The sequence below is a fragment of the Thalassoglobus neptunius genome (assembly GCF_007859735.1).
Classification (GTDB): domain Bacteria; phylum Planctomycetota; class Planctomycetia; order Planctomycetales; family Planctomycetaceae; genus Thalassoglobus; species Thalassoglobus neptunius.
The window spans coordinates 1-17,253 of the sequence record NZ_SIHI01000060.1 but is presented as its reverse complement, the minus strand read 5'-3'; the positions used below and the strand labels follow the sequence as shown (position 1 = coordinate 17,253).

13 protein-coding genes and 1 pseudogene are annotated in these 17,253 nt (G+C 51.1%); 12 read left to right on the top strand and 2 right to left on the bottom strand.

Annotated features, from left to right (window positions below):
• The 9 genes from KOR42_RS23900 to KOR42_RS23860 all read left to right on the top strand — a co-directional run.
• Positions 1 to 1,787: RHS repeat protein (locus KOR42_RS23900; RefSeq protein ID WP_315861346.1), on the top strand; the 1,787-nt coding region annotated here is incomplete at its 5' end.
• Positions 1,788 to 1,935: 148 nt separating this feature from the next.
• Positions 1,936 to 2,643 (top strand): leucine-rich repeat domain-containing protein, encoded by a 708-nt coding sequence (locus KOR42_RS23895; protein WP_146512355.1) that lies wholly within the window; start codon positions 1,936 to 1,938, stop codon positions 2,641 to 2,643.
• A gap of 19 nt (positions 2,644 to 2,662) precedes the next feature.
• Positions 2,663 to 4,090, top strand: coding sequence for an RHS repeat domain-containing protein (locus tag KOR42_RS23890; protein ID WP_146512354.1), 1,428 nt, complete (start codon positions 2,663 to 2,665; stop codon positions 4,088 to 4,090).
• 117 nt (positions 4,091 to 4,207) lie between these two features.
• Positions 4,208 to 4,942 (top strand): hypothetical protein, encoded by a 735-nt coding sequence (locus KOR42_RS27040; protein WP_231741102.1) that lies wholly within the window; start codon positions 4,208 to 4,210, stop codon positions 4,940 to 4,942.
• Between the two features lie 256 nt (positions 4,943 to 5,198).
• Positions 5,199 to 5,828, top strand: a complete 630-nt coding sequence (locus tag KOR42_RS23880) for a hypothetical protein (RefSeq protein ID WP_146512352.1) — start codon at positions 5,199 to 5,201, stop codon at positions 5,826 to 5,828.
• 157 nt (positions 5,829 to 5,985) lie between these two features.
• A complete protein-coding gene (locus KOR42_RS23875; RefSeq protein WP_146512351.1) occupies positions 5,986 to 7,404 on the top strand; it encodes an RHS repeat-associated core domain-containing protein in 1,419 nt (472 codons plus the stop codon).
• Between the two features lie 10 nt (positions 7,405 to 7,414).
• Positions 7,415 to 7,906: an SUKH-3 domain-containing protein gene (locus KOR42_RS23870; protein WP_146512350.1), complete on the top strand. Its 492-nt coding sequence runs from the start codon at positions 7,415 to 7,417 to the stop codon at positions 7,904 to 7,906.
• Positions 7,907 to 7,960: 54 nt separating this feature from the next.
• On the top strand, positions 7,961 to 10,060 hold the full coding sequence (locus KOR42_RS23865) for an RHS repeat protein (protein WP_146512349.1): 2,100 nt from the start codon (positions 7,961 to 7,963) through the stop codon (positions 10,058 to 10,060).
• Complete coding sequence (locus tag KOR42_RS23860) at positions 10,050 to 10,694, top strand: SUKH-3 domain-containing protein (protein WP_146512348.1); 645 nt, start codon at positions 10,050 to 10,052, stop codon at positions 10,692 to 10,694. Before KOR42_RS23865 ends, KOR42_RS23860 begins: the two co-directional genes overlap by 11 nt.
• A 201-nt stretch (positions 10,695 to 10,895) precedes the next feature.
• On the opposite strand, the gene KOR42_RS23855 is transcribed toward KOR42_RS23860, so the two are convergent.
• Positions 10,896 to 11,276 carry an iron-sulfur cluster assembly scaffold protein gene (locus tag KOR42_RS23855; RefSeq protein ID WP_146512347.1) on the bottom strand — a complete coding sequence of 127 codons (381 nt, stop codon included), beginning with the start codon at positions 11,274 to 11,276 and terminating at the stop codon, positions 10,896 to 10,898.
• Positions 11,277 to 11,606: 330 nt separating this feature from the next.
• Between KOR42_RS23855 and KOR42_RS23850 the strand changes: the two genes are divergently transcribed.
• The 3 genes and pseudogenes from KOR42_RS23850 to KOR42_RS23845 all read left to right on the top strand — a co-directional run bounded on the left by KOR42_RS23850 (position 11,607) and on the right by KOR42_RS23845 (position 15,712).
• Positions 11,607 to 12,677, top strand: coding sequence for a glycosyltransferase (locus KOR42_RS23850; protein WP_146512346.1), 1,071 nt, complete (start codon positions 11,607 to 11,609; stop codon positions 12,675 to 12,677).
• 101 nt (positions 12,678 to 12,778) lie between these two features.
• Positions 12,779 to 13,057 (top strand): annotated as a pseudogene (locus tag KOR42_RS27980) (glycosyltransferase family 2 protein); the annotation flags it as partial.
• A 21-nt stretch (positions 13,058 to 13,078) separates the two neighbouring features.
• Positions 13,079 to 15,712: a Stf0 family sulfotransferase gene (locus KOR42_RS23845; RefSeq protein ID WP_231741101.1), complete on the top strand. Its 2,634-nt coding sequence runs from the start codon at positions 13,079 to 13,081 to the stop codon at positions 15,710 to 15,712.
• A 215-nt stretch (positions 15,713 to 15,927) separates the two neighbouring features.
• Here the strand turns inward: KOR42_RS23845 and KOR42_RS23840 are convergent, their stop codons facing one another.
• A complete protein-coding gene (locus KOR42_RS23840) occupies positions 15,928 to 16,857 on the bottom strand; it encodes an NAD-dependent epimerase/dehydratase family protein (RefSeq protein WP_197441520.1) in 930 nt (309 codons plus the stop codon).
• Positions 16,858 to 17,253: the final 396 nt, after the last annotated feature.

Here is a 17,253-nt window from a genome sequence, read left to right as displayed (position 1 = left end):
TCGGCCGTGTGAAGGACTGCCGCTGGTATGACACCGCCAACTCGGTCGATCTGGATCGCTACGAGTACGGCTATGACCGGGTCGGAAACCGTCTGTATCGGAAGAATGTGCTGGCCCACGCCGCGAGCAAGGAGTACGATTATCTGTACACCTACGATGGTCTGAATCGTCTCAAGGAGATGGAACGAGGACTGCTCAACGGGACGAACACCGCCATGTCAACCTACAAGTTCGGCCAGTGCTGGGAACTCGATGAAACCGGGAACTGGTCGCAGTTCAGGCAGGATCTGTACGGGAATGGAGGGTGGAGTTTCAATCAACAACGGACCAACAACACGGTGAATGAAATCACCGACATCGCGGAAACGGCAGGTCCCAGCTGGGCCACTCCCGCGTACGACGTCAAAGGCAACATGACAACGCTCCCGCAGCCGGACGATCCGACGGGGACCTACTCGGCCACCTACGACGCCTGGAACCGTCTGGTGAAGCTTCAGGACGGCGCCACGACGGTGCAGGAGAATGAATACGATGGACTGAATCGTCGCACGATTCGCAAAACCTACACCAGCGGCACACTCAGCGAGAAACGGTTCTACTTCTACACCGAAGACTGGCAGTGCATCGAAGAACGTGTCGCTGACGGATCGACGACTCCCGGGCTGCTGCCCGCCAAAGAGCAGCACGTGTGGGGAAATCGGTACATCGACGAATGTGTGCTGCGTGATCGCGACTACAACAACAACGGGACGACGCTCGAAGAACGACTGTACGCGACGCAGGATGCGAACTGGAACACGACGATGCTGTACAAGCAGTCGTCGGGCTACAAGGAACGGTACACGTACAACCCGTACGGCGAGATCACGTTCCTGAACTCCTCGTTCAACCCGGTCGGCGGGTCGGTGCACAACTGGCAGCACCTGTTCGGCAGCTACAAAAGAGACACCACGACCGAACTGTACCTGGTCCGCAACCGCTTCTACCACACCGGCCTCGGCACATGGTTGTCACGTGATCCAGTGGGATATACTTCATCGCTCAGTCTGTACGAATTTGTTGACAGTGGCCCACTGACATTCTTCGATCCCACTGGATTGGAGCCTGCTGGGTACAACCATCCTTACCCATTGTATCTAGGTGGGCAGAATGATCAGCCATTGTTCTACCTCAAAGAACCTGAACACACGAAATTCCATGACTATTTCCGAGAAATCTTTAGCAATGCAGGCATCAAAAACACTCGAGGATACGGGCAGAGCACTCGTGACTATTGGAAGAAGCTCACTGAAACACAACAACACCAGCACATAAAGAACGCCATGACTCGAGCTGGCATAAGTGCAGCTGATATTAACAAGTATTTTGATGATATTATTAAGGGAGCTTCACCAGGTACATGCATCATAAGACGCACTGGAAAAGGTCCCAAAATTGGTTCACCTAAGCCACTAAAACCTCCAGGACCGTTCCGACGCGGAGCGTCCGCGATCGGGCGAGCAACCAAAGGTATTCTTGTTTTTATAGGGGTCATCTCGGCTGCATCGGATTTTGCGGAAGGCGCGCAAGGAAAGGGAAAGCACGACGGAGCAACTGGAGTGCTTCCAGGTTTGGGCAACGCTGCCCATCGCTCCGTTTACGGCCCTGAAATTGAGGCGGGATTCGAAATGGGGATCAAAAAAGCTGGTGAATCCTTGGGGCTCGACGGGGAAGGGCAAACTCCTTGTCGTCGCGGAATGAGCTCTGGGGTCGATGTAAAGAGTATTTTGGATGACATCAATCGCTAGCAAATCAAAGTCAATTTGAACTGGAGTGAACATGCCAACGTGGAGCGGAAAGAAAGCGACAGACGACCGAATCAGAGGTATCAAAAACTTTAAACGGCTTCGAACGCTCCGTCTTTGCAGATCGTCGATTTCCGATGACGGAATCGCGATGCTTAAAGATGCAGTTAACCTAGAGGTGGTTTATATCGAAAGTGATTTACTCACGGACCGATCGATGGAAACACTCTGTGGTTTGCCAAATCTTGTGAGCCTTTTGTTGGATGAAGTACCTCTTGTCACGGACATTGGAATTGCCCAACTCGAAAGGCGGAGAGAATTAGCGGAGTTGTATTTGATCGGAACGCATTTGACTGACCGAGGTGTCGAATCGTTTAAGCATTTGAACGGACTGTGGAGCCTTCATTTGGACAGAACACTAATCACTGATGGGGGCGTGGCAAGCCTTGGGACGATGCGAGACCTGCGGCTTTTGAGTTTGCGAGGTACGCAAGTGGTTGGATATGGACTGTGCGGCCTATTCAATAACCCGCACCTGGACATCTATCTCGATGGCTGCCCAATCGATGATGCCGCGATCGTCGAAGCCGCCCACCACTTACCAGGCCTCAATCGCTTGAGTCTCATGGACACACCGGTAACTGATGCCTGTCTTCCAGCTCTCGCATCGCTTGAGAAATTACAACTATTGCGTTTGAGCGGAACATCAATCACAGATGAAGGGCTCCTTCATCTGTGTGGACGCAGGACGCCTATGACACTTGAAGTGTACAGCACAGCGGTCACTACACAAGCGGCGGCGAAAATAAGAGCGACATCAAATGAAGTGCTATTGACCGGAGTTGGCAAGAAGATCTGACTCGTGAAGCTTCAGGACGGTGCAGGAGAATGAATACGACGGACTGAACCGTCGCACGATTCGCAAGACCTACACCAGCGGCACACTCAGCGAGAAACGCTTCTACTTCTACACCGAAGACTGGCAGTGCATCGAAGAACGTGTCGCTGACGGATCGACGACTCCCGGGCTGCTGCCCGCCAAAGAGCAACATGTGTGGGGAAATCGATACATCGACGAATGTGTGCTGCGTGATCGCGACTACAACAACAACGGGACGACGCTGGAAGAACGACTGTACGCAACGCAGGATGCGAACTGGAACACGACGATGCTGTACAAGCAGTCGTCGGGCTACAAGGAACGGTACACGTACAACCCGTACGGCGAGATCACGTTCCTGAACTCCTCGTTCAACCCGGTCGGCGGATCGGTGCACAACTGGCAGCACCTGTTCGGCAGCTACAAAAGAGACACTACGACCGAACTGTACCTGGTCCGCAACCGCCTGTACCACACCGACCTCGGCACATGGCTGAGCAGAGACCCTATTGGATATTCAGATCGCAGCAACAACTTATACGGCTATGCATTACAGAACCCGACGAATCGATTTGATTTCTGGGGACTCGAGGTCGAAGGGTATCATCATGGCTGGCCACTGTTTCTTGGTGGTTCGAATGGACAACCACAGTTCTACCGTGACAAAGCAATGCACACAGCGGCACATGACTACTTACAAGGTGCGCTTGGACATCGATCAGGTGATGCTGCTCGAGAATCATTCCGGAAGTTTAGTAGTGCACAGCAAGAAGACATTATTCGACAATCAATGAAAAAGGCTGGCATTTCAGACGACGTGATTAACAAGCTTTGGGGTGATATTTCTGGAGATGCCAATGCAGGTAAGAAGACAAGTAGAAAGAATCGCTCTCACCTAAAAATCGGAGGTCCAAAAGCAACCAAACATGTTGACCCGAAAACTCGAAAGCCTGCGCGAGGTCCTGGAGGGCGAAACTCGACAAGCAAATGCATTGGAAAGTTTTTGGGGAGCGCCGCCAAAGAAGCATTTGGCAAAGGGTTGGGGGTAGCGGATCCTCTTTTATCGTACCCATCTGTTCTCGGGGATGGAGAGCGCCGTCCTCACATGGAAGAAATGGAACATGCTGGAGTGGTCGAATGCAAAGTGCAACGTGTACTTAGTACCGCAGGGACTAGAAGTACGTGGACAAATTGGGCACTAGACATGCTCGGTGAACCACATGGAGATACTGTATCTTCTCAGATGCCTATAGGGCCAGTTGAAACTGTTCGAATGAGATACGAAGCTATGGATGAGTTTGCGAATAGATCCTTTAACAGCAGGGGACCTGTCACTCGCGGAGATTGGACATTCCACGGTAGTGAGAACTATATCATTCTAAGTTGCTCACCAGTGTCTTGCGGCTCAACTTCTGGAACTCGATGACTGTAACCGGCGCGCACTAACATTGTTAAAGGAGCTGTTGGAATGGAACTTCGTGGCAAAAAAATTGATAACGAGAGATTCTCAAAGATCAATTTTGGAAGAATCACGAACCTGGAGATGATTAACACTTCTGTCGATGAGAAAACGTTTCAGTTATTAGGAAGCGCGAAAAAACTGCGGGAAATCACACTGGAAGGTGATACGATCACCGATCACTGCCTGCACTCTCTCGGAAATTTGACAGATCTGGCAAGTATCTACCTTGAATCGACTCCTCTGGTAACTGCCAGCGGACTTAAATTTCTTCCTGCCTTGCCTCAACTTTGGGAGCTGTACCTGAAAGACCTGAATCTTGACGACTCCGTGACAGAAATTCTCGAAAAGTGTGGCGGACTCAAGACGTTGGTGCTGGAGAGCTGCGACATTACTGATGTTGGAGTTGAGAGGCTGTCAAGACTTGAAAAGCTGGACTGTCTCAGCCTTGATGGAACTCTTGTCTCTGGAGAATTTCTGGCAAACTCAGGGTTTGAAAACTTGAGACATCTATCACTCAATAGCTGTCCAATTGAAAGAGCAAATTTAGTTTCGAATCTCAATAGATTGTCTGAGCTGGACACTCTTGGTTTGTCATACACTCCAGTTGGTGACGATTGGCTTCAGTCAATTGCCGAACTGCCTAAGCTCTACGACCTGCGACTCGAAGGCACGAACATATCTGATACAGGGGTTTCGTTCTTGCACGGACATCCTCGTCTGACTCTGCTCTATTTGAGAGAGACAAGCGTGAGCGAGGATGCGATCAGCAAGCTGAAAGAATCGTCCAAATGTGAATTATATGTTTACACCAACTAAAGTGCGGAAGTCAATTGCTTCGCATCCTTAAGTGTGTGATGTCTCCCAGTGCCGAATGGAGCACTGTTCGAATGCACATGTGGAAGTCGATCTTCAGCGTGGCGAGTCATGCGTTTGATATGTATGTACTCAACCGTGCATCGTGTACTATAATCCTCGGCACGTCTTTACAAGCCACAGTTTCTCATTCCCAACGCAAGTCAAGTTTCGTCGTTGGCAACGAGTGTCTCCCCCCTCAAGCGAGCGTCGTGTAACCATGTCAATCGTCAATTGGAATGTCGTCCCGGAACAATTTCATTTTCTGAACACCACATTCTTTGAAAATCACGGGATTGAATTTCGCATTGCGAGATTTGACCCGACAGAGAATCGCCATGTCCCTTTCAGTGAGACCCTTGGCACGGATGATCTCGATCAATTGATACCCGTTTACCATGAGTTGTGTCGCGAAGACAACAACACCCAAATTCTGGAATGGTGTGAACGTGCCAAAAACGGAAGCGATCAGCAGAAACAAGCAGCATTTCATCTTCAGGGGTTCTTGCTCGTCTTTCAACAACTCGGACAGCGAGGTATTCAACCATTTAGCACCAAAGTCATCGAATTTGCATTCCTGGACGATTCCCTGGAATTGACGTCACTCCCAACAGATCTCTCCTACTTTCGCGAAGAATTGACGAAGTACCAAGAACTCAACAGCGATGATCAAATCGGAGAATGGCTGTCGTATTGTAGCGCCGATGAGCTTGACTGCCTCGAAGAGTTGGCAATCCAGATGAAGCAAGATCAAGAAAAGATCGTAGACTGGATGAGCCGTTGCGATGATTCCACAAAGGATCGCGTGAAGTGGCTACACCATTTATTAGAGGAAGCAGGCCTTTGGTAATGGACTATTGTAGCGTTGATTGAGAATTACGTGATTCAGAATTGCACAAGGGTTTCGACATGCCTTCACCCCACCGAGCACAAATCTACCAACGCTCCCGCAGCCGGACGATCCGACGGGGACGTACACGGCCACGTACGACGCCTGGAACCGTCTGGTGAAGCTTCAGGACGGTGCTACGACGGTGCAGGAGAATGAATACGATGGACTGAACCGTCGCACGATTCGCAAAACCTACACCAGCGGCACACTCAGCGAGAAACGGTTCTACTTCTACACAGAAGACTGGCAGTGCATTGAAGAACGTGTCGCTGACGGATCGACGACTCCCGGGCTGCTGCCCGCCAAAGAGCAACATGTGTGGGGAAATCGATACATCGACGAATGTGTGCTGCGTGATCGCGACTACAACAACAACGGGACGACGCTGGAAGAACGACTGTACGCAACGCAGGATGCGAACTGGAACACGACGATGCTGTACAAGCAGTCGTCGGGCTACAAGGAACGGTACACGTACAACCCGTACGGCGAGATCACGTTCCTGAACTCCTCGTTCAACCCGGTGGGCGGATCGGTGCATAACTGGCAGCACCTGTTCGGCAGCTACAAAAGAGACACCACGACCGAACTGTACCTGGTCCGCAACCGCTTGTACCACACCGACCTCGGCACATGGCTCAGCAGAGACCCCATCGGATACGAAGGGGGAACCAGCCTGTACGAATACGTCAACAGTAAACCGAATGTGAGATTTGATCCCTACGGACTGGAAGATTGGGCGGGGAGGATTGGCGATGTTTTTGGAAAACAGGAATTTCCAGCAACTGAAGTTCAAGGCCTATACGGGGATTCTTTGCATTTAAATGATCGTTGGTTCAAAGATTCTCAATTAGGTGCACCGTGTGTTGTTTGTCACGGAATGTCAGGACAGGGTCGAGTTGGGCCAGTCAATTCCTTCCGTTTTCCTGCTGGTCCTGCACAACTTCATAAATACCAGTCGATTAGGGACGTGACAGCGTTAGGTGCTGACACTCTTCTTCCAGGTTTACCCAATCTTCCACAATCCGCCAAAACGTTGACTCAATCAGCAAAGCGCGGATTATCCCGTTTGAGAAACGGCATTACACTTCACCCCCCCGCCAATCCAAATTCACTACGATTGCCAGCATCACATGCAATCAACATGAGAGGTCGAGGTCAGATCGAATATTACGCCACGCTGTGTCGTAGCAGTGCTTCGAGCAAGAAAGCAATTCCAGGAGCAGTCGCCCAGCTAACTTCGAAGCGGACTGGCAAGAGCTACTTTGCAGCATCAAGGCCACGTGAGCCTCTTACTCCAAGTGTCCAGAAAGCTTACGACTTAGTTAATCCTGCAGACCGGGCTGGATTTCATAGTAAATGCGCGGAAGGACAGGCCGCTTCAGCTTGTGAGGCTTGCGGCGACACACTGGAAGGCGCGACAATGCGAACCGCAAATGTACGTAGTTATGCGAACCTGGAACATGGAACTCCCAAAAAGCCATGTAAAAGCTGCGATCCAGTTCTTGAATTCCTGAAAATAAACTATGAGTGAGAGATGAGTAATGATGAGCTGTTCAAATTGGAGCTTCCGCAAGGAAGTCGAGGAGCTATTCCTCGACGCAGGCTGGTTTCCAGAACGTCACGTGTCACAGGATGGACTCATTGCTTTGTGTGAGGAGGATGGTTGTGTGCTTTCCGAGCCGGCAAAGGCTATTCTGGAATCGTTTGGTGGACTGACCATTGAATCGCACATTACGAACATGTCTCGACCTGCCGTACGTTATATTAAGATCTGTCCGTCGGGCCACCCAGGTGGTGACGCCTGGGTCGAATATGTCAAAATTTGTATCGGTAGCAATTTTTTCTGCATCGGAGATTGTGGAGAGGTGTTCCTTATCTATGACGAGTTTGATCGTGTGTTCATTACATTCGAGTTTGAAGATATCTGGCTTGTTGGAATTGGATTCGAAGATGCGATGGAGACGTTACTGATAGACAAGAGTCGCCAAAAAACCTGGGACACAAGCGCTGGCGACCGGATCAAAGATGATTAGAATCGCCTGAGGAAGTTTATTCAACTTCGATGATCATCCTTAGGGAGACAGAAGTTGGGACTCAGTTCGATCGTCGAATCGAATCGTCCGCAGCGTCAGTTCAAGTTCACGTTGGCGTCGCTGACCGGGAGTACAGACCCGGACACCGGTGACATCTACACCGGTCTGGATCGATTCGGCCGCGTGAAGGACTGCCGCTGGTATGACACCGCCAACTCGGTCGATCTGGACCGCTACGAGTACGGCTATGACCGGGTCGGAAACCGTCTGTATCGGAAGAATGTGCTGGCCCACGCCGCGAGCAAGGAGTACGATTATCTGTACACCTACGATGGTCTGAATCGTCTCAAGGAGATGGAACGAGGACTGCTCAACGGGACGAACACCGCCATGTCAACCTACAAGTTCGGCCAGTGCTGGGAACTCGATGAAACCGGGAACTGGTCGCAGTTCAGGCAGGATCTGTACGGGAATGGAGGGTGGAGTTTCAATCAACAACGGACCAACAACACGGTGAATGAAATCACCGACATCGCGGAAACGGCAGGTCCCAGCTGGGCCACTCCCGCGTACGACGTCAAAGGCAACATGACAACGCTCCCGCAGCCGGACGATCCGACGGGGACCTACTCGGCCACCTACGACGCCTGGAACCGTCTGGTGAAGCTTCAGGACGGTGCCACGACGGTGCAGGAGAATGAATACGACGGACTGAACCGTCGCACGATTCGCAAGACCTACACCAGCGGCACACTCAGCGAGAAACGCTTCTACTTCTACACCGAAGACTGGCAGTGCATCGAAGAACGTGTCGCTGACGGATCGACGACTCCCGGGCTGCTGCCCGCCAAAGAGCAACATGTGTGGGGAAATCGATACATCGACGAATGTGTGCTGCGTGATCGCGACTACAACAACAACGGGACGACGCTGGAAGAACGACTGTACGCAACGCAGGATGCGAACTGGAACACGACGATGCTGTACAAGCAGTCGTCGGGCTACAAGGAACGGTACACGTACAACCCGTACGGCGAGATCACGTTCCTGAACTCCTCGTTCAACCCGGTCGGCGGATCGGTGCACAACTGGCAGCACCTGTTCGGCAGCTACAAAAGAGACACCACGACCGAACTGTACCTGGTCCGCAACCGCCTGTACCACACCGACCTCGGCACATGGCTGAGCAGAGACCCCATCGGATACGAAGGGGGAACCAGCCTGTACGAATACGTCAACAGTAAACCCACGATCAGTGTCGATCCAGCTGGTCTGATCAGCATCTTCGGACAAGAATTTGTGGCCCCATGGGATTCACGTGCATCTTGGGGGTTCGGAGACAACGCAAACGCCTATTCAAATGCTACGTCGGGAGCTTTTACGTCTGCTGGCAAATGGGCGCAGGAGCACCCACGAACCATGGGCGCTATCAAAACAATCGGTGGAGCCGCAGAGCTTGGTGTCGGAACTGCTGCCGCACTCACCCCAGATCCGACTCTGGTGACGAAAGGTCTTGCCTACACTGCGTACCTGCACGGATTGGATCAATGCCAAGCCGGTATCCGGCAGATGCTGTATGGACAACCAGTTGATAGTAACCTGACTGACTTGACATACCGTGGTGGAAAATCACTCGGGTTGAGTGACTCGGCGGCCGGGTTGACCGCAGGTGTTGTAGACTCCATGGTCGGTGCCGTCGGATCAGGAGGAAGTGGACTCGTTTCCTCTCCAGGCCAAGTTGCCACTCGCGTGACAGCATCAAGTGCAAAGCAACTGGCGGCACAAGGGGTGAATAAAGGGGCCACTGGTGCACTTGTCATTCCAAATGGCCTGAGACCGGATGTATTTCACGGACTAAGTAGTAGGGCGGCGAAAGCAGTTGGCAGGCCGCACGATGTTTCCGAGAGCATGCTTGAAATGTTTAAAAAGTTTGGTTCGAAGTACAAACAGAAGTGCGCTGAACCAGAGCTTTACACCGGAGCCGAGCGTGCAGGATACAATCCAGCTAAGTTACCAAGCGGGAGTGCGGTTGGAGTTCGCACACTTACGCCGAAGCACTTCAATGAGCCGATAGGTGCGTGTCGGGGCTGCGCTCCGGTGGTCGACAAGTCTGGACTGAACGATATATTTAGGAAGTACAGGAATGAGCAATGATCTAATATCGCCATTTGACGGCCTCTCAGATGAAATCCGGTCTGCGCTAATTCGCAGCGGATGGAGACCCGGTGAACGCCGGAACCCTGATTCATTCTTGACCGGGTGTTACAAGAGTGTCCAAAGACGCTTGACTGGCAAAGCAGGGAAAGAGTTTGACGATCGATTTGATGGCGAGTTCCCAGCAGCCACACAAGTGCTTGACGAACTAGACGGAGTGTGCGTCCGACAGATTCGTCAATCAAGTTCATCTAAGTATGCATTAGGGAGTAGCATAAAATTTCGAAGAATCGGTCGTGATGACGAACTTCGTCAACTTGAAGAGATCCTCTCAGAGCGACTGGTTGTCATTGGCTGGACGGATTGGCATTCACATGTCACTCTCGCCGAATCGGGTCGTATGTACGAATACGGCGTTGTTGCAGAGGGCCTTTTTTTCTTAGGAAATTCATTTGCCGAAGGAGTGACTCGACAACTGACAGGAATGAAATCTCGGCCGATCTTTGTGAGTGATGCCCAAGACCCAGATCATGATTTTCGACTTGATGATCTCAGTCCAGATGATCCGGACGTGCTCATTCCCTCTCCTGAATCAGGCCTGCGTGATGTCGACACAACGATCTACGACGAATAATTCCTGTCAGCAGGACGCAGAATTCGCACCGGTGACATCTACACCGGTCTGGTTCGATTCGGCCGTGTGAAGGACTGTCGCTGGTATGACACCGCCAACTCGGTCGATCTGGATCGCTACGAGTACGGCTATGACCGGGTCGGGAACCGCCTTTACCGGAAGAATGTGCTGGCCCACGCCGCGAGTAACGTGGGTCTCACATCATGACTGGGAAACCGCCTCTTTCAGAATGCTCGCAGCCAGGCGGGCACAGAATTGGCGGTGAATACTGAAGCCAGATGAATCGAACCCTACTAAGACAGAAGTTTCATGGTTCTTGATCTCATCGATCGACTGTCCGATGATTCTCTCGCACAACAGTGATGCAGCTCCCCGACTCATCAGGCAGCCAGTCCCCCGATAAGATGCTTCAGTGACAATTCGTTCTTCGACTATGAGTTGAAGTTCGATTTCGTCACCACAATGTGGATTCAACCCACGCTTGACGTATGTTGGATTGTCGAGTTGATGGAAGTGTTCTTGGCTTTCCGCGTGTTCTACGATCAGGTCCATCAACTCTTCCAGCGTTGGTCGCTGATTCATTGCAGACGCCGCTCCATAAGTTGTGTGTGAATGCAAATCACATGGAGTGGTTATACAGTATTCACTGACGAATCAAAAACGACTGTAAACGCATTCCGTTTCGACTTGCAGCTTGGGGAGAGAATTGCGATGATCCCTAAACTAGTCCACAGCGAATGTGCGGCATTCACGGTGAGCGGCGATCTCAAATCTTGAAAGCTGGGTTCATGGTTCGCTTTATTTGGGTTGCGGCAGTGGTCGTTCTGAAATGCCACACCGCTAGTCTGCCCAATCAACTTCTGACTGTTGGCCGCCGGATTCTAGACCTTTCACAGATGCAGGGAGTGGTTCATGATTGATGAACTCTGTGTGATCGGGCATCCGAGCACACTTGGTGGAGCGGACACGGAACTCGATCACCAAATCCGATGTTGGCATGAAATGGGCATCGAAGTTCATCTCTGTCATACTATGCCGTACGATGGCAACGCTCTTGCAATGCAAATGGAAGAGCGTGGATGCATCTACCACGAGCCGCGTGACTGGGAATCAATCCAAGGCATGCACTGCATTTCGTTTTGTAACAGTCAGTTCTTAAAGGGACTGAAGGAGATCAAACGCTATGCACGCTCCACATCATTCGTAAACTGCATGACATGGAATTTCGACGATGAAGTGCGAGGTCAAAAGGAAGGCCTGATCGATTTTCACCTCTATCAAACCAAGCATGCCTATGATCGAGTTAGCTTGAAGTTGAAAGATGAAGGAAAATACCGACCACTCTTCTTTACCCCATTTTTTTACGCGGAAGAGTTTCCATATGTCAGTGATCGGCCACAAGACAAGTTCCGTTTTGGCAGGATCTCCAGAGACGATCCTGGGAAATTCAGCTCTCAGCAGTTGTGGATCTACGAAACGATGACGGCTCCTGTCGACAAGCAAGGACTAATTCTTGGCTGGAGCGACAATGTCGAGTCAAAATTTGGTCGACGGCCCGAACCCTTCATTCAGGTGTTGCCTGCCTGTTCTCTCAGCCAGCGGGCCTTCTACGCCCAGTGCGAAGCAATCATTATGTCGACCGACACCTTTGAGAACTTGCCGAGAGTCGGTTTTGAGGCAATGGCGTCAGGTTCAATCCTGGTCGTGGACGATAAAGGAGGCTGGCGTTCGCAAGTCAATGATGGGATTACCGGATGGCTTTGCCGCGACAATCGCGAATTCATCTACAAGGCGTCGCGATGTGCATATGAAGAGCAGGAACGAAACGAAATGCGCCATGCGGCGCGGGAGAATCTTGAAAACCAATGGGGAATGCAAGCGGCCATGGACTCCTGGGCTCAGGTGTTCGAAGCTTGGGAACGCGTCGATTCCAGGAGTGCAACAACTCCGGAAATCAACACTAGCCCCGTAATGGTGAATTGATTATTCGCCTGCCTTTGAGAGGCCAGGTTGTCGAGTTGAAATACAAGAATTCGACGTTCACAAGTTTACCCATGATAGAATAGTAATTGCTGCACGCCGAAATGGACACCTTTCCGCTCATTAGTTGTGTCATGCCGACTTATGGTCGTCCTGAATTCGTGGATGAGTCTTTGGCGATGTTCCTCGCGCAAGACTACGAAAACAAAGAGTTGTTGATTGTCAACGACTGCCCGGGGCAAAAGTTCGTCGGAGAGTTTCCTCAAGTTCGTATTTTCAACTGTGAAAAACGCTTCAAGACATTGGGGGAGAAGCGGAATTTTGCCATCAGTCAGGCGAAAGGAGAATGGATTTCAGTATGGGATGACGACGACATTTATATGCCGTGGCGATTGTCGTTCTCAATGCAAGAAATTGCTGCTTTTGAGACACCGTTGTATAGACCGTATGAATACTGGGCATACTGGGGTGACGCCCAACTCCATCACAATCAAGCGATCCCCGGGTGGATCAGCCATCCACTCGTGACATTCTACCGGGAACTATGGGAGGCGTCGGGTGGTTACCCTCACATTACGTTAAATGAAGACTCAGGGCTTTTCCGGAAGATGCATGAATTCTTGGGTAGCGATTGGCTCACGTACCCCATCGAAAGAGCAGATCGCTACATGATTATGCGATGCGCTTCTTTGTACAGCCACACGAGCATCGCCGGTGGCAAACGGCCGCCAAACACGAGTCCCGGGACTATCGAGATTTCTCCACGGCCGATTCAAGATCGACTGCTGAGACATGCTGCAGAAGGGATCATTGAACAGCATTCCAGTGCTTCAAAGACGTCTTCTTTCAAACCTTCGCCTGCGCAAGAAATGCTTGGTAAAGGCTGGCTTGAATCTGTTCGTACACGTCCTCACCTGGATGATCGACCGATTGAGAGTCAAAGCGTAGGCTTTGGTGCATTGGGTCGCCATGGCAGACTTGGCTATGACGGTAAACAAGTCATTGTCGGTGGGAAGCACGTCCGGCATGCATTGAGCGCGCACGCACCGTCAGATGTGAAGTTCCGTGTTGACGAGGGCTATGATGGATTCGACACCTACGTCGCGATTAATGACGATGCTATCGGCAAGGCGACCAGCGCCGATTTCTTTGTTCTTGTCGATGGTGAGATCAAAGGGTGCGCGACCAATGTGATTCCAGGTGACCCTCCACGTCGAATTTTCGTCGATGTAGAGAAAGGCCAGACGCTGGAGCTACGAACTCAAACACGCCGTTGGAGTCACTGCCATTCGGTGTGGCTTGAGCCGACCTATTGCTGCTCTAAACCAAATGCACAACAACAACGAACATTCATAGACTGCCTGAGGCGCGCCGAAGTTTCCCAACCTGAAGTTCCTGAGCAAGAGGTCGACCTATGTATTTCGACAGTTGTCTCTCCTGGATATGAGGGTTGGTTGCAAACTTTTTTGGAGTCGCTGAGAGTCAATGGAGCTTGCAAGGATGCGTTGATTGCAGTTGTTTGTTTTGGAACGAATTCCAAAATTGACCTCCTAATCCAACAGTATGGAGCAATCAAGGTTAGCTGTAAGAGCTTGGTCAATGTGAATATGACGTCCAAGAGTGTTCTCTACTCAATGGGGAAAATCGTTCCGGCCAAGAAGTATCTTTGCTTTGACACCGACATGGTTGTCTTGGGAAGTTTACGCGAAGTGGTGGCATCACTTGACCTGTTCTGCAAATCTTCAGTACTCATCTGTCGAGATGCTGCAAATATCTCGAAATTGGGGCATGCATTAACTGGCTTGTACGGATCAGATCGGGACTCTTTGAAAAGCCTGGCTGGCCCTTCAGCGGTTCGGTGTTTAGATTTCCCATTGGTAGTGAACGATGGCTTCTTTCTCGCATCTCGACCCGCTCTCAATTCGGTCGATGAGTTGATCAGAAGCTTTCCCGGGGCCGTCGACTGGATCGAGGAGAAGTCCCAAGCCATCCCATGGAGGAACCAGTTTGTGTTTAACCTGGCTCTGGCAAAACTTGGTACTGCGGTAGAGATTGATCAGTCGATGAATTGGCAACTGAATCATCGCAGTTTAGAGCTTGATGGCGAAACGGGAACAGTGCGTACAACTTCAATGGGGACTCCGCTGAAGGTTATCCATTTTAATGGCGGCGGACGGAATAGGTACCCCATCCTCCGAGAGCAGTTTCATCGCGATTCGCACTTGGAATCCCCATCTCAGGCTTGTATGGCTACGTCAACGGTGCGTAGAGCCCAGTCAAAGAACGCGGAGTGCCGCGAACCCAGATTTGTAATCTGTTCATCGCTCAGGACTGGTAGCCACATGCTCGCTACCGCTTTCGATCAGCACCCAAAGTTGAAGGTTGCCGGTGAAATTCTCGTGCGTCCTAAACTATTTGGGCTGGGAGAAAACAAGAACTCTCCGGAGGGTGAATTATTGGTCATCAATGAATCGTTCCAAAAGTTCAACGGCTGCATCATCCACCGTCAGCATCTCGGTGCGATCCAACATCTAGGTGAGATGCCGGACTTGAAGATTATCTTTCTAAGGCGACGCAACTGGCTGGCTCAACTTGTGTCAGAAATTCGCGCACACCAAACAAATGTGTGGCACGTTGCGCCCGAAGGTGTCAACTATCTGAGCAATGACGGCTCATCAAAACCAGAGCAATCTCCTCCGCAGCTCACCATTTCAGTGAAACGCTGCATTCAGTTTCTACAGGATCAAAATCGACTTGATTTGCTGGCATTGAAGCACTTGTCGGGATGTGCTCGCCTGACGGTTGCCTACGAAGACCTCCAGTGGAATTGGAAGGAGGCCATCCAGGAAGCATTGCAGTTCCTTGAAATTGATGAAGTTCCGCTGGCACCAGTGACACTCAAGCAAGGTTTTCCTGCATATCAATCCGTGGCCAATTACGATGAAATCGCCCACTTCTTCTCGAACACAAGATGGGACGTCCGACCGGTAGACCAGATGTCGAAATGGGCGAGAGAACCGCTCAAAACCGTCCAGTAGTCGTGATCATGCGGGTCAGGAATACGGATTCGCAGAAGAGATCTTCAATTTGTTCGTACCGAGCGACAAGCCGATGACTGCACTGCAACTCGGCAGAGATTCTCTTGTTTTTCGTCTTTGTCGATGGCGGTTTAGAGGCCGACCGTCCTGAGATCGTAGCTATTTGGGACTGCGTCGATGCGGGCCGGTCCGTTCCACGGAGAGTGTCTTACGAGTCAACATTCTGGGGAAATTGTTTTTCTGAGCCCGCAGGTCAGAGGGAGTGGTGGGGGGAGGAGTTTTTGAAATCTACTGACCTCCAGAACCGAGTGTTCCACATCTCCGTCACGTTTCTCCGCGAAGATCAACTCCACTTCAGTTTCTGTAAGCTGCATCAACTGCAGTGCGAGCTCGCGCGTGGGCGTTCCGATTCCGGTTCCGACGTTGAGAACGAAGTCCGCAATTCCTCCAGTAATTGCTCGCAGATTTACGCCGACGACGTCGCTGACATGAATGTAGTCCCGGATACAGCCATCGTCCCCTTGACACTTCCGAGCAAAGATGGTCAACGGTTCTCCTCGCCGAAGCTGCTGAAGAAAGATTCCGACGACGCCGGCCTCGCCATGCGAGGACTGGCGTGATCCGTACACATTGGCATACCGAAGAATGTTAACAGGCAACTGAAATTGACGATGGAAATACTCGACATAGTGCTCGGCTGCCAATTTTCCGATTGCGTAGGGGCTTAACGGTTTGGGAGTTCGGTCAATTGTCGCACACGAGCCTGGAGGGATTTCCCCGTAGATTGCGCCACCGGTGCTCGCAAACACGAACCTTGTCACGTTCGTTTCGATCGAAGCGTCCAGTAAGTTCAAAGTCCCGATAATATTCGTGTTGCAATCGCTCATGAGGTTGCGAACACTCTCGACGACTGACGATTGTGCTGCTTGATGTGAGACGACCTCCGGTTGAAACTCTTTGAAGACTGCAAACACGGCATCACGGTCACAAATGTCATTTTTGAAAAGGTGTACGTTCTTCGGCAGATATTGCGATGATCCGGAGCTAAGATTATCGAGAACTGCGACTTCGAAATTCTTCTGAACAAGAGCGTCGACAAGATGACTTCCGATGAATCCTGCCCCACCTGTGATCATAATTCGCATCAACCTTGCCCTTTTCCCAGCTAAAGAGTGGTAGAATTCTTGCATTGCGAGTTGAGTAAATCAAGTTCTCTAGAAGTGCTTTCAATACTTCGAGATAGTGAACAGGCTTGGCAAGGGAGTTGCATCCGCGTGTGAGTGAAAGGAGACACTGTAGACATCGGCCAGAAAACGTATCGCTTTCCGGAGGGATGATTTTCGGAATAAAAGTGTAGCGCCTGGCGTGCTCCCCATTTTCTGATCCAGATGTTATGAGAGTCAACCGACCGATGTTGGTTCGAGGAGACTTTGATGACGAAGCGACGACGACGTAAGCCTGAGCAGATTGTGAAGCTGTTGCAGGAGGGGCAAGCGATGTTGGCGGCAGGAAAGTCGCTGGCTGAGGTGTTGCAGAAGCTG